This is a genomic window from Marinovum sp. 2_MG-2023 (assembly GCF_030548265.1).
Classification (GTDB): Bacteria; Pseudomonadota; Alphaproteobacteria; order Rhodobacterales; family Rhodobacteraceae; genus Marinovum.
This window is the reverse complement of sequence record NZ_JAUOSD010000008.1, coordinates 11,685-23,744: the sequence shown is the minus strand read 5'-3', so window position 1 is coordinate 23,744 and position 12,060 is coordinate 11,685. Positions and strand designations below refer to the sequence as shown.

Annotated in this window: 11 protein-coding genes; 4 read left to right on the top strand and 7 right to left on the bottom strand. The window is 59.1% G+C overall.

What is annotated here, in order from left to right; all coding sequences use genetic code 11:
* Positions 1–5: 5 nt before the first annotated feature.
* Both Q4577_RS10970 and Q4577_RS10965 read right to left on the bottom strand, forming a co-directional pair.
* Positions 6–962 (bottom strand): ABC transporter permease, encoded by a 957-nt coding sequence (locus Q4577_RS10970; RefSeq protein ID WP_303468004.1) that lies wholly within the window; start codon positions 960–962, stop codon positions 6–8.
* Positions 963–1,070: 108 nt separating this feature from the next.
* Complete coding sequence (locus tag Q4577_RS10965; protein WP_303468002.1) at positions 1,071–2,678, bottom strand: ABC transporter substrate-binding protein; 1,608 nt, start codon at positions 2,676–2,678, stop codon at positions 1,071–1,073.
* Positions 2,679–3,034: 356 nt separating this feature from the next.
* Between Q4577_RS10965 and Q4577_RS10960 the strand changes: the two genes are divergently transcribed.
* The gene (locus Q4577_RS10960; RefSeq protein WP_303468000.1) at positions 3,035–3,307 is read left to right on the top strand and encodes a hypothetical protein; all 273 of its coding nucleotides are present in this window, start codon (positions 3,035–3,037) and stop codon (positions 3,305–3,307) included.
* On the opposite strand, the gene Q4577_RS10955 is transcribed toward Q4577_RS10960, so the two are convergent.
* Genes Q4577_RS10955 through Q4577_RS10940 form a run of 4 tightly spaced genes read right to left on the bottom strand, consistent with a single transcriptional unit; the run spans position 3,285 to position 7,377 of the window.
* Complete coding sequence (locus Q4577_RS10955) at positions 3,285–4,316, bottom strand: LacI family DNA-binding transcriptional regulator (protein WP_303467999.1); 1,032 nt, start codon at positions 4,314–4,316, stop codon at positions 3,285–3,287. The two genes, Q4577_RS10960 and Q4577_RS10955, sit on opposite strands and share 23 nt — an antisense overlap.
* A 21-nt stretch (positions 4,317–4,337) precedes the next feature.
* Positions 4,338–5,846 carry a tripartite tricarboxylate transporter permease gene (locus Q4577_RS10950; protein WP_303467998.1) on the bottom strand — a complete coding sequence of 503 codons (1,509 nt, stop codon included), beginning with the start codon at positions 5,844–5,846 and terminating at the stop codon, positions 4,338–4,340.
* A gap of 11 nt (positions 5,847–5,857) precedes the next feature.
* Complete coding sequence (locus Q4577_RS10945) at positions 5,858–6,268, bottom strand: tripartite tricarboxylate transporter TctB family protein (protein WP_303467997.1); 411 nt, start codon at positions 6,266–6,268, stop codon at positions 5,858–5,860.
* 59 nt (positions 6,269–6,327) lie between these two features.
* Complete coding sequence (locus Q4577_RS10940; protein ID WP_303467996.1) at positions 6,328–7,377, bottom strand: hypothetical protein; 1,050 nt, start codon at positions 7,375–7,377, stop codon at positions 6,328–6,330.
* A 224-nt stretch (positions 7,378–7,601) separates the two neighbouring features.
* Between Q4577_RS10940 and araD the strand changes: the two genes are divergently transcribed.
* Genes araD through Q4577_RS10925 form a run of 3 tightly spaced genes read left to right on the top strand, consistent with a single transcriptional unit; the run spans position 7,602 to position 11,194 of the window.
* On the top strand, positions 7,602–9,341 hold the full coding sequence (gene araD / locus Q4577_RS10935; RefSeq protein WP_303467995.1) for an L-arabinonate dehydratase: 1,740 nt from the start codon (positions 7,602–7,604) through the stop codon (positions 9,339–9,341).
* Between the two features lie 16 nt (positions 9,342–9,357).
* Complete coding sequence (locus Q4577_RS10930; protein WP_303467994.1) at positions 9,358–10,254, top strand: dihydrodipicolinate synthase family protein; 897 nt, start codon at positions 9,358–9,360, stop codon at positions 10,252–10,254.
* Positions 10,255–10,300: 46 nt separating this feature from the next.
* The gene (locus tag Q4577_RS10925) at positions 10,301–11,194 is read left to right on the top strand and encodes an SMP-30/gluconolactonase/LRE family protein (protein ID WP_303467992.1); all 894 of its coding nucleotides are present in this window, start codon (positions 10,301–10,303) and stop codon (positions 11,192–11,194) included.
* Here Q4577_RS10925 and Q4577_RS10920 read toward each other — a convergent pair.
* Positions 11,191–12,039, bottom strand: a complete 849-nt coding sequence (locus tag Q4577_RS10920; protein ID WP_303467991.1) for a MurR/RpiR family transcriptional regulator — start codon at positions 12,037–12,039, stop codon at positions 11,191–11,193. The genes Q4577_RS10925 and Q4577_RS10920 overlap by 4 nt on opposite strands.
* Positions 12,040–12,060: the final 21 nt, after the last annotated feature.

Here is a 12,060-nt window from a genome sequence, read left to right as displayed (position 1 = left end):
CTCCCTTACTTCGGATGCCGCAAACGCGGGTTTGTCAGAATGGCGCCGACATCTGCTGCGAGATTGAGCAGAATGAAGGTCGCCGCGAAGATCAGACAACAGGCCTGAACGATCGGGAAGTCACGTTTGGACACCGCATCGACCAGCGCCTGGCCAATTCCGGGATAGACAAACACCACCTCGACCAGCACCACCCCGGTGATGAGGTAAGCCAGGTTCAGCGCAATCACGTTGATGATCGGCGCCCAGGCGTTCGGCAGCGCGTGTTTCACGATCACCTTCCAGGGCGGCGTGCCTTTCAGCCGGGCCATTTCGATATAGGGGGACGCCAAGAGATTGATGATTGCCGCCCGCGTCATCCGCATCATATGCGCCGTGACCACCAGAACCAGCGTCAGGGCCGGCAGGAAGGTCCGGTGCAGAAGCTCCGGGAATGTCATCCCCGAGCTCAGACTGGAAATCGCCGGGAACATGCTGGTTTTCACCGCAAGATACAGGATCAGGATGTAGCCAAGAAAGAATTCCGGGCTGGAAATCGACGTCAGGGTCAGCACATTTGCCACCCGGTCAAACAGCGTGTTGCGCAGCAGCGCCACGATAATGCCCAGCGTGATCGCAAAGGGAACAGCAATCACCGCCGCATAGGCCGCAAGGAACAACGTGTTGACAAATCGGTCGCCGATTATATCGATCACACGGTCACCGCTGACCACTGATGTGCCGAAATCGCCGATAATTGCCCCGCCAAGCCATTCAAAATAACGCACAAACGCCGGTTTGTTCAAACCCATCTGTTCGCGCATGGCGGCGAGGGTTTCCTCGGTTGCGCCCTGGCCAAGAACCGCCTCGGCGATGTCGCCCGGCAAAAGTTCGACCATGAAAAAGATGATCACTGAAATAATCAGAAGCGTGATAAGGCCAAACCCCAGTCGCTTCAGAACCAGACCAAAGATGTCGCCCATTTTGTCCCTCTGTTGTTATCCCGCGCTGTAATCGGCGGGTTTTTGGGCCTTGCGGCCAAAGCGGCAGTCCGGGGGCAATTGCCCCCGAACCACCACGAAGTGTCGGCGTTAACCGTCGAACCACCAGCGGCTGGCGGCGCGACAGCCATCCATTTCCCAGCTGGCGGCAAGCTCGCCCGTGGTCTGGACGTTGGAACGGCGTCCATAGACAAAGTTGCGGAAGAACGGGATGATCGTTCCGCCATCATCGCGGGCGATTTCCGCCATTTCACGATAGATTTCCGACCGCTTGCCATCGTCCAGCTCGCCTTTGCCCTGACGCAGCAGCACGTTGAACCGTTCGTTGATCCAGCGGCTTTCGTTCCAGGCGGCATCATCTTTGTAAGCCAGCGAATACATCACATCCGGTGTCGGACGTGCGCCCCATGCCACGGCACAGAACGGCTTTTTCAGCCAGACATCCGAATAATAGCCATCGTTCGGCTCGCGGATGGCGTTGACCTTGATGCCCGCGGCCTTGGCCTGCTCTGCATAAAGAACGCACATGTCGACCGCGCCCGAGAACAGGGAATCTGCGGTCGAAACGCTGACCTCCAGCCCCTCTGCACCGGCTTCTTTCAGCAATGCCTTGGCCTTGTCCGGGTCATACGCCAACTGGTCAAGCCCTTCGGGATAATAAGGCTGGGCCGGCGAATGGTGGAAATCATTGCCCGGTATGGCCGCGCCAAAGGCGATCTTCTCGACGATTTCATCGCGGTTCATGGCCAGTTTCAGCGCCATGCGGACCTTGACGTCGTCAAACGGCGCGGTGTCGCAATGCATCGGCATGGTGATCGCAGAGGCCGACGGCACATTGTCCACCAGAAGGTTCGGGTTGCGCTGCATCAGCGCCATGGTTTTCAGGTCAATCGCCGATACCGCGTCGACATCGCCGGTGACCAGCGCCGTTTGACGGGCGTTCGGGTCGTTGATCGCAATCATTTCGACCGTGTCGAAATAGGCGCCTTCCAGGTGCCAGCCATCGTGACGCTCAAGCTTGAAGCCCACACCGAATTCGCCGTCGACGATTTTATAGGGGCCACAGCCAATGCCGGATTCCCAATCAATGCCGTCTTCGGTCGCCGGCAGGATCGCCAGGTGATAATCGGTCATCAGCCAGGGCAGATCGGCATTCGGACCGGCCAGTTTGAAGACCACGGTCAGGTCATCGGTCTTGGTGATGTCGACAACATCCGCCAACAGCGCCTTGGCCGCCGAGGTCGACGCGTCACCACGGTGGAAGTTCATCGAAGCAATGACGTCATCCGCCGTAACCTTGCTGCCATCGTGGAAGGTGACATTGTCACGCATCTTGAAGGTCCATTCCGATGCGTCTTCGGAACCGGACCAATCTTCGGCCACGTCGCCGCCCAATGTCTGATCGGTGTTGATCAGGGTCAGGAAGGACCGGTGCGTGTGCGCAAGGAAAATCTGCTGCACCGACAAATAGGTGCCGGGGTTGTGGGTGTCAGAGCTGTTGTTGTCGTGAATGGCCACACGGAAAGCGCCGCCGGATTTCGGCTGGGCTTTCGCCTCGGACGTCCAAAGCCCGGTGGCGGTCGCGGTGGTCAGACCCGCCGCAACGGAATGGCGCATGAATGCACGGCGTGACAAACGGCCAAGCCGAGCCTCGTTGGTCAGTCGGTCAATCAGGCCCAGATCCTTGGGTTTCGTCATTTGCTGTGTCTCCCTGTTTTCATTTTGTTGCCCGCACCCCGGTCAGGGAACGCGGGAATATCCATGTCATGATATGGCGCGCGGCCGCCGAACGGCCAGTCCATGTGATGCATTTGATCGATGTGCAGTCGGAAGGCCCACGCCGCGCCGAAAGAATGTTCCCGGCTGCGCGCCAAACGCCGAAGCGTCGGGCGCGATACGCGCAGTCGATAAAGGCGCCTCGGCCAAACCGGTTTGAGAACCCGGCATCGTCTCGGTCATCTTGCCTCCTTGACCCAGTCACGGTTTGCAAAGCTGATATTTCTCCAACGGCGGTTACGCCGATTTGAAACCCGGCACACAAATGCGACACATCTATGGAAACAGAAACAGGCGCAGGTATCCACCCAAATTATCATTTTTATTGGCAAATTAACGGGAACGCCCCGGAATTTCAGCATTTTCGCGTGGTCTGTTTGCGACATCTGGGTTCAGATCGCGGCCTGAAATCCACCGAATCTGTTGATCATCAAAAGCCTTACCTAGGGTCAAATTGCGACGTTTCCGGCCACAAATCCAATGAAAAGAAACCCCGTCAAAACCTTCTGGCGGGCGAAGTGGGCCGTTTTATGCCGACGCCCGGCGAATGATCTCAAACCCCAGATTCATGACCGGGGTTTCCGGGGTGTTGCCCGCCAAACGGGTCAAAAGCGCATCCGCCGCCGTATGGCCCAGACGCACCCGGTCGATCATCACCGTGGTCAGCGCCGGTTCCAGATCGCGGGCGAAATCCTGATCGCCCAGGCCCATCAGCGCCAGATCATCCGGCACCACAAGACCGCGGTGCCGGGCCTCGATCAGCGCACCATGCGCCAGCAAATCGGAACTACAGAACACCGCGCCGCCCGTCAGGCCATTTTGGTCGATCAAATGCGCCAGAGCGCGCCGCCCAGCGCCAATGCTGGCGGGACCGCCGGTGTTGGCGTCGGTCACTGCCGCGCCGGTCATTTCCTGAAATCGGGTGGCAAAGGCACCTTGGCGCCGCACTGCGCGTTCATCGCCGGCAGTGATGGTTGCCGCGGCTTTGTAACCTCGTTCCGCCAGATAGTGCGCAGCGGCCCGCCCGGCATCGACATGATTGAAACCAACACACATGTCGATCGGGCTGTCGGTGACGTCCCAGACCTCTATCACCGGGATATTGGCCCCCAAAAGCATTCTCCGGGTCTCTGCGCTGTGATGAATTCCGGTCAACAGCATCGCATCGGGACGACGTGACAGATGGGCGGCAATCAACCCCGCTTCGGCATCGGGATCAAACCCGGTTTCCGACAACAGGATCTGGTAACCATGGCCGCGCATCTGCGCCGAAAACGTGGCCGCGAACGACGAATAGACAATATTGGTCAGCGACGGGATCAAGGCGGTGATCAGGTTCGACCGTTTCGACGCCAGCGCCCCCGCCAGCGCATTGGGCACGAATCCCGTGACCTCTATCGCGTCACGAATGCGGCGCAGCGTATCCGGCGACACCTTGCCCGGATGCGACAGCGCACGCGACACCGTCACCTGCGACACGCCAGCCATGCGGCCGACCGCCGCCATTGTAACACGGGCCTTGCCGTTATCCGGGGGGCTATCCTTTTTCATCGGCAGCATAATCGACCCAAGTTCGGGGGCTTACAAGTCCCCATGCGGTGCCGGTTGCGGTGGACGCTTGCGCGCCATCACCACCGACCCGGCCAGCGAGCCAATAATCAGCAGCCACAACACAACCGCAATCCAGCTTTTGGTAAAGAAAATCGTCAGATCACCAAAGGATTCGACGCTTTTGACAAAATAGATCTCGGCGGACGGCCCCAGGATAAAACCGATGATAAAGGGCGCGATTTCGATGCCGATCTTGGTCGCGACCCAGCCGAAGACACCAAAGATCAGCAAGGTCCAGACATCGAACATAATGCCGTAATTGATGGTATAGGCGCCAATGACACACATCATCAGGATGATCGGAAACAGGATGTGTTTCGGGATCGTGACCACCAGGGCAAAATAGCGGATCGCGTAATACATCATTGCAAACATTGCCAGATTTGCCAGCAACATGGCGATGATCATCGCGTTCCAGGTGTCGGGGTTGTTACCGATGAACAGCGGCCCAACCTGTATCCCCTGAAGCGTGAAAGCCCCGATCAGAAGCGCCGTTGTGGCATCGCCGGGAATGCCAAGCGACAGAAGCGGCACCAACGCACCACCGGTCAATCCGTTGTTGCCGGCCTCTGATGCCATGATTCCAGCCGGTTCACCTTTGCCAAAGGTTTCGGGATGGGACGAAAACGTCTTGGCATTGGAATAGGCCAGGATCGAGGCCGCAGAACCGCCAACGCCCGGCAAGATGCCGACAAAGGTGCCGATGCCGGAAGACCGGATCAGATTGGTGAACTGGCCTTTGAAAATCGAAAAGCTGAAGCTCTTGGCACCGCCGATTTTCACGTCATCGCGTGACTGGCCCTTGGGCACGCCGATTTCGGCCTGTTCCAGGATGGCGGCCAGCCCGAACAACCCGATCAGCACCGGCAAAAGGGAAAACCCGCTGTCCAGCCAATATTCCGTGCCCGGCGGCACCAACCGCAGCTCGCCATTGCCACCCTTTTGAATGGAATAGGTGCCAATCAGGCTGACAAAGATGCCCAGGAAACCCGAAAAGATGCCCATCAACATGTCAGACGACAGCGCCGCCATGACCGTCAGGGCAAACAGGATGATCAGGAATTTCTCGACATAGGAAAAGGCGATGGCAAAATCCGCCAGGGCAGGCGCAAAGAAATAGAGCGCCACAAGGCTGACAATCCCGCCGACCAGTGACGCCACGATGCCGATACGCAGGGCCTTTTCGCCTTCGCCGCGTTTGGCCATTGGATAGCCATCGAATGTGGTGGTGATCGAACTTGGCGTGCCGGGAATACCCAACAGGATCGCGGGCACCAGCCCGCCTGAAATCCCGCCAACATAAAGCCCCAACAACAGCGCCAGACCGTTTTCCAACCCCAGCGAATAGGTCAGCGGTAAACAGACCGCCACCGCCATGGTGGCCGTCATGCCGGGAATGGCGCCAAAAATGATGCCGATCAACGTGCCACCGACGGTCAGAAGCACAAACAGCGGCGTGATATTGGCCAGGAAATCCATGGGGGCACCTTTTAGGGAAGGGTAAGGAAGAAAAGCTCTGTAAAGAGATACCAGATCACCGTCGGCGCAATCAGCGCCACCACAATCAGGGGGCCGGCCTGGCGCAAACCGCGATCATGCATGAACAACAATCCGGTCAGCAGCACATAGGGGATCGAACAGATCAAAAACCCCATGCCGGTATTGGGCCAGACATCCCCGACCGGCACCATCGCGATGAAATACACCAGTGTCAGCGCCAGAGCGCCCAGGAACCGCAGCCGATCCATACGGTTGGCAATTTGCGCCAGATAGGCGCCACAATGGGCAATGCGGGCAAAGCGGGTCACCACAATGGCGCCGCCCAACAGCACCAGAATACAGGCGATCAACGTCGGAAAGACCAGATGAGAGGTCTCAAAATCAATGGTCACTTGGGTCATTGCATCCTCCGCCAGGGGTCGCAGGGCCCGACCCCAATGCGGGGTCGGACCGTATCAGATCAGGAACCGGTTGCGATTTCGGCAATCACCTTGCGATAGGTATCGCGCTTGTCCCCAAGATGCCGTTGCGCATCCGCCTGTGGCAAAAAGTTCGGGATAAAGAAGGATTCCTTCTGCCGCGCCTGAATTTCGCCCTTGGCAAAGATTTCAGTCAGGGCGGTGTCGATCTGGGCGGCAATCGCCGGATCCATATCTTTGTTGAACAAGAAGAAGAATTCCTTGTCGAAAGTGAAATCACCTTCGGCATCCACCGGCACCGAGGTCACCGGCGAGGCAAATTGCAACATGTCGTCGCGCGTGGTGCCGCCCATGCCGGCCTCTGGCGCCTGTTCCAGTGTCGCGGCGCGGGCCGTGATCCAGACAAACTTCATGGCCTTGGGATCGTCGGCTGGCAGTTGGGTGAATTGTTCATTGCCCTGAATAGAGCCGTTGATCACATCCGAAAGCCCATCCCACATGGTCTGGTTCTTGTCCGACTGGCCGCCGGTATTGACCGCAACGATATTTTCTTCGGATCCGGGGCTGCGCAGCTTTGCCGCGTTTTTCATCGCGGAAAAGCCGATTTCCGACACGCCGCCGGGCTGGATTGCGACGCGCACCCGCGTCCCCGCCTCTGCTGCGGCAAGGATGTCTTCCATCGTGTTATACGGGGAATTTGCGGGCACCAGATAGGCGTTGCCGGGGTTGATCGCGACGGTCGGGCCAACGTTGTAATCGGCAAATGGATCGGCATAGCCGGTCACGCCATAGAGGTTGCCAAGATAGGATTGATCGTGGAACACCATCAACGTGGTGCCGCGGCTGTCGCGATCCAATGCCTTGAACGCCGCAGAGGCACCAACCGCATCCACCTTGATGTTGATCCCCAGATGCTCGGCCAATGCATCCGCAACAATCGCCGAGTTCTGATATGTGTCGCCCCCGGTCGAGGTCGAGCCGATCACCATGCGCACATTGCGCGGCAATTCCTGAGCAGTGGCAGCAAACGGAGCGGCCAGCAAAGCAGCGGCGGCAAATCCGGCGAAAAGTGTTCTGCGTTGAATAGTCATGATGTCCTCCCGGTCGGGGTGAAGCCCCGGTTTTTGTCGGTCCGTATTTTCGAACCATGCGATGTATGCGCATACACAGACTTACATCACACCCAACAACATTCTGTCAACATCTTTGATTGAAGCGCAAAAATACAATAAAGTCGCGCCCTTGATCATTGACAGCCGCAAATGTATACGCAAACATAGAACAAGATAATTCAGACCCGAAGTTGGAGACCACAATGAATCGCCCCCGCAAAACACCCGAGACATTGCGAAGCGCGCGCTGGTTTGGGCCGGATGATTTGCGCAGCTTTGGCCATCGGTCGCGGATGATGCAGCTGGGGTATTCCGAAGAAGAATTCATGGGCCGGCCGATCATTGGCATCCTCAATACCTGGTCGGAACTGAACTCTTGCCACAGCCACTTTCCGGAACGGGTCAAGGATGTGAAGCGCGGGATTTTGCAGGCCGGGGGATTTCCGGTCGAATTGCCGTCCCTTTCGGTGGATGAAAGCTTCTCCAAGCCGACCTCGATGCTCTATCGCAACATGCTGGCGATGGAGGTTGAGGAAAACATCCGCTCGCATCCGCTGGACGGTGTGGTGCTGATGGGCGGTTGTGACAAATCCACGCCGGGGCTGGTGATGGGGGCCATCACCGCCGGTGTGCCGATGATTTACCTGCCTGCCGGGCCAATGCTGCGCGGCAATTTCGCGGGCAAGACGCTGGGCTCTGGCTCTGACGCGTGGAAATTCTGGGATGAGCGGCGCGCGGGCAATATTTCCGACGCCGAATGGGTCGGGGTGCAGGGTGGCATCGCGCGCTCGGCGGGAACCTGTATGACCATGGGCACGGCTTCGACCATGACGGCGATTGCCGACTCTCTCGGGCTGACCTTGCCGGGGGCCTCGTCGATCCCGGCGGCGGATTCCGGCCATCAACGCATGGGCGCCGACTGTGGCCGCCGCATTGTCGATATGGTCTGGGAGGATCTGACCCCCGAGGTGATCGTGACCGAAGCCGCCGTGCGCAATGCCGCAATCGTCGCCATGGCAACCGGTTGTTCGACCAATGCGGTGGTGCATCTGATCGCGATGGCACGCCGCGCCGGGGTTCAGTTGACGCTGGACGATCTGGATGCGCTGGGCCGGGTCACGCCGCTGATCGCCAATGTGCGGCCTTCGGGCAAAGATTATCTGATGGAAGATTTCTATTTCGCCGGCGGTTTGCGGGCGCTGATGAAGCAGATCGAGGATCGGTTGGACACAACCTGCATCACCGTGACGGGCAAAACCCTGGCCGAGAATTTGGAAGGCGCAGTTGTCTACAATGACGATGTGATCCGCCCGTTGTCGAACCCGGTCTACAAGGAAGGCTCGCTTGCGGTGCTGAAGGGCAATCTCTGCCCTTCGGGTGCGGTGATCAAACCGGCGGCCTGTGATCCGAAATATTATCAACACGAAGGCCCGGCGCTGGTCTTTGACAGCTATCCCGAGATGAAGGCGGCCATTGACGACGAGGATCTGGATGTAACGCCCGACACCGTATTGGTGCTGCGCAATGCCGGGCCGCAGGGTGGACCGGGGATGCCGGAATGGGGCATGTTGCCGATCCCCAAGGCGCTGATCAAACAGGGCCACCGCGACATGTTGCGGATTTCCGATGCGCGGATGTCGGGCACTTCTTATGGTGCTTGCGTGCTGCATGTCGCCCCCGAAAGCTTTGTTGGCGGGCCGCTGGCGCTGTTGAAAACCGGCGACATTGTGCGGCTGGATCTGGAAGGGCGGCGTTTGGACATGCTGGTCGACGAGACCGAAATCGCCGCGCGCCGCGCCGCATGGTCGCCGCCGGAGCGTCGTTTCGAACGGGGCTGGGGCTGGATGTTCTCGCAGCATGTGGGTCAGGCCGACAGCGGATGTGACTTTGACTATTTGCAGCGCGACTTTGGTGCAGCAGCAGGCGAACCCGATATTTTCTGATGAAAAGGAGAGGCGCATGGCCCTCAATCTCGACACGGCCCTGCGGGGCATTTCCGGTATTCTTGTCACGCCTTATGATGATGCGGGCGACGTCGCGCCGCAAAAGCTGACCCCGATCATCGACCGCGCATTGGGGGCCGGGGTGCATATGCCTGTGGTGAATGGCAACACCGGCGAATTCTATGCCCTGACCACCGAAGAAGCCGTCACCATGGTGCGCGAGGTTGCCGGTCTGATCAACGGGCGCGCGCCGCTTCTGGCCGGTGTCGGGCGCGGTGTGCGCGATGCCGTGCGTCTGGCCAAGGCCAGCGCCGATGCGGGCGCGACCGCCCTGATGATCCACCAGCCGCCCGACCCCTTTGTAAGCCCCCGTGGCACCGTCGATTACATCAAAGCGGTGTCGGATGCCGCCGGCCTGCCGCTTATGCTCTATCTGCGCAATGATACCATCGGCACCAAAGGGATCGAGGCGCTCTGTGCCGTTGATGGCGTCAAGGGCGTGAAATGGGCCACGCCCAACCCCCTGAAACTGGCAGAGGCGATCAAGGCCTGCGATCCGTCGATTGTCTGGGTTGGCGGTCTGGCCGAGGTTTGGGCCCCGCCCCTCTATGCTGTCGGTGCGCGCGGCTTCACCTCTGGCTTGATCAACGTTTGGCCGGAACGGTCGGTCGCGATCCATGCGGCGCTGGATGCAGGCGATTATCCGACCGCCAACGCATTGATCGCAGAAATGCGCACATTCGAGGACATTCGCGCCGAGGAATTGAACGGCACCAATGTCACCGGCGTCAAAGCGGCATTGCGGGCGCAGGGTCTCGACTGTGGTCCGACGCGCCCGCCCTCGGCCTGGCCATTGACCGCGGACCAACAGGCGCAACTTGATGGTTTCATGGCGGCGAATAACCTGATTTGATAGGCGCTGTTGCCTTTGGCAGGATCGGGAATGGGAAGATCACGACATGGACAAATACGAAATTATCGACCCGGTGTTTGACACCTATATCATTGGCAACGCGCATCTGAAACAGCTCGCTACCGGATTTGACTGGGTCGAAGGCCCGGTCTGGTTCGGCGATGCGGACTGTCTTCTGTTTTCGGACATTCCCAACAATGTCATCCATCGCTGGAACCGGGAAACCGGGCTGTCGACCTATCGCAATCCGTCGAATTTTGCCAATGGCCACACCCGCGACCGGCAAGGGCGGCTGGTGTCCTGTGAACATGGCACGCGGCGGGTGACCCGAACCGAATTCGACGGCACCATCACCGTGATTGCCGACAGCTTTCAGGGCAAGCGCCTGAATTCACCCAATGATGTCGTGGTCAAATCCGATGGCAGCATTTGGTTTACCGACCCGCATTACGGCATCATCTGCGATTACGAAGGCCATCGCGGAACCGAGGAACTGCCCTGCAACGTGTATCGCGTCGATCCCGACGCCGGCACAATGGATGCGGTGTTGACCGACTTTGACTGCCCCAATGGATTGGCGTTTTCACCGGATGAGAGCGTGCTTTACGTGGCGGATACCGGGCGCAGGTTCGATACGGTGCGCACCCGACATATCCGCGCCTTTGCCGTGGAGGACGATCGCGGCCTCAGCGGTGGCGATGTGTTCCACAAAGTGTCACCCGGGGCGGCAGATGGGTTCCGGTTGGACGTGCACGGCAATATCTGGACCTCTGCGGCGGATGGCGTGCATTGCATTGCGCCCGACGGCAGGCTGCTGGGCAAGGTGTTTGTGCCAGAGCTGGTCTCGAACGTCTGTTTTGGCGGCCGTGCCAAACACCAGCTCTTCATCACCGCCACAACAAGCGTCTACATGATCGCGCTTGGGGTTTCGGGCGCCTAGACCTCGCCCAGACGCTCGTTGATTTCATCAATCTCGCGCAGGCGACTGCGCCCGTCCAACCCGGCCTGTACCGTCGCGCGTGTCACGATCTGATGGCAAAGCGAAAGCACAGAGGCATGGTTGAACTGCGGGCTTGAGGTTTCGATGCGACACCGGAAATGCCAGCGCACGCGGTCGTCCAGATCACTGCCCTCGTCGGTGATCAGGGCGGTGGTGATCCCGCGCGCCTGCAATTCATCCAGCGCGGCATCGGTGTTGGCCATACGGCGGCGCAATGCGATCCAGATCACCAGATCACCGGGCTGCATGGCGGCAAAGTGCTCTCCCAGACTTTCGCCCGCCTGGGGGATGACGGTGGCATCCGGCACCACCTTGACCAATTGCCAATACACGTAATCGGCGATGCTGCGGCTGATGCGATACCCCGCCAGCCAGACCTTGCGCGCCCCGACAATAGAATGCGCCAAATCATCCAGATCGGCGCTGTCGATACGTTCAAAGGTCCAGGCGATGTTTTGCAGCTCTTCCTGCATGCTGGCGGCGATTTGCTTTTCGGCGGAAATATCCTCGGCATGGGCCAGAAAGTGGCGTGACCCGTTCTGGCGCTCTTCCCGTGCTGCGCGCCGGGCCGTGTCGTAAGAGGCAAAGCCAATGCGACGCACAAACCGCGACACGGTCGCCTTGGACACACCGCTCAGCCGGGCCAGTTCCTGGGCATCGTAAGAGGCAAGATCGCCCGGGAAATCGAGCAGGAACATGCCCAGCTTGCGCTCTGCGCGATGCAGATCGGGCAAACAGCTGCGAATACGGGCCAAAAAGGTCGCGTCGTGGAACTCGGGTTTCATAGCGTCAATTTGCGCGACGGC

Coding starts and splice junctions, on each gene's coding strand:
- Q4577_RS10970 (WP_303468004.1), bottom strand. CDS start 962: ATGGGCGACATCTTTGGTCTGGTTCTGAAGCGACTGGGGTTTGGCCTT.
- araD (WP_303467995.1), top strand. CDS start 7,602: ATGAATCGCCCCCGCAAAACACCCGAGACATTGCGAAGCGCGCGCTGG.
- Q4577_RS10920 (WP_303467991.1), bottom strand. CDS start 12,039: ATGAAACCCGAGTTCCACGACGCGACCTTTTTGGCCCGTATTCGCAGC.
- Q4577_RS10960 (WP_303468000.1), top strand. CDS start 3,035: ATGGAAACAGAAACAGGCGCAGGTATCCACCCAAATTATCATTTTTAT.
- Q4577_RS10930 (WP_303467994.1), top strand. CDS start 9,358: ATGGCCCTCAATCTCGACACGGCCCTGCGGGGCATTTCCGGTATTCTT.
- Q4577_RS10965 (WP_303468002.1), bottom strand. CDS start 2,678: ATGACGAAACCCAAGGATCTGGGCCTGATTGACCGACTGACCAACGAG.
- Q4577_RS10925 (WP_303467992.1), top strand. CDS start 10,301: ATGGACAAATACGAAATTATCGACCCGGTGTTTGACACCTATATCATT.
- Q4577_RS10940 (WP_303467996.1), bottom strand. CDS start 7,377: ATGACTATTCAACGCAGAACACTTTTCGCCGGATTTGCCGCCGCTGCT.
- Q4577_RS10955 (WP_303467999.1), bottom strand. CDS start 4,316: ATGCTGCCGATGAAAAAGGATAGCCCCCCGGATAACGGCAAGGCCCGT.
- Q4577_RS10945 (WP_303467997.1), bottom strand. CDS start 6,268: ATGACCCAAGTGACCATTGATTTTGAGACCTCTCATCTGGTCTTTCCG.
- Q4577_RS10950 (WP_303467998.1), bottom strand. CDS start 5,846: ATGGATTTCCTGGCCAATATCACGCCGCTGTTTGTGCTTCTGACCGTC.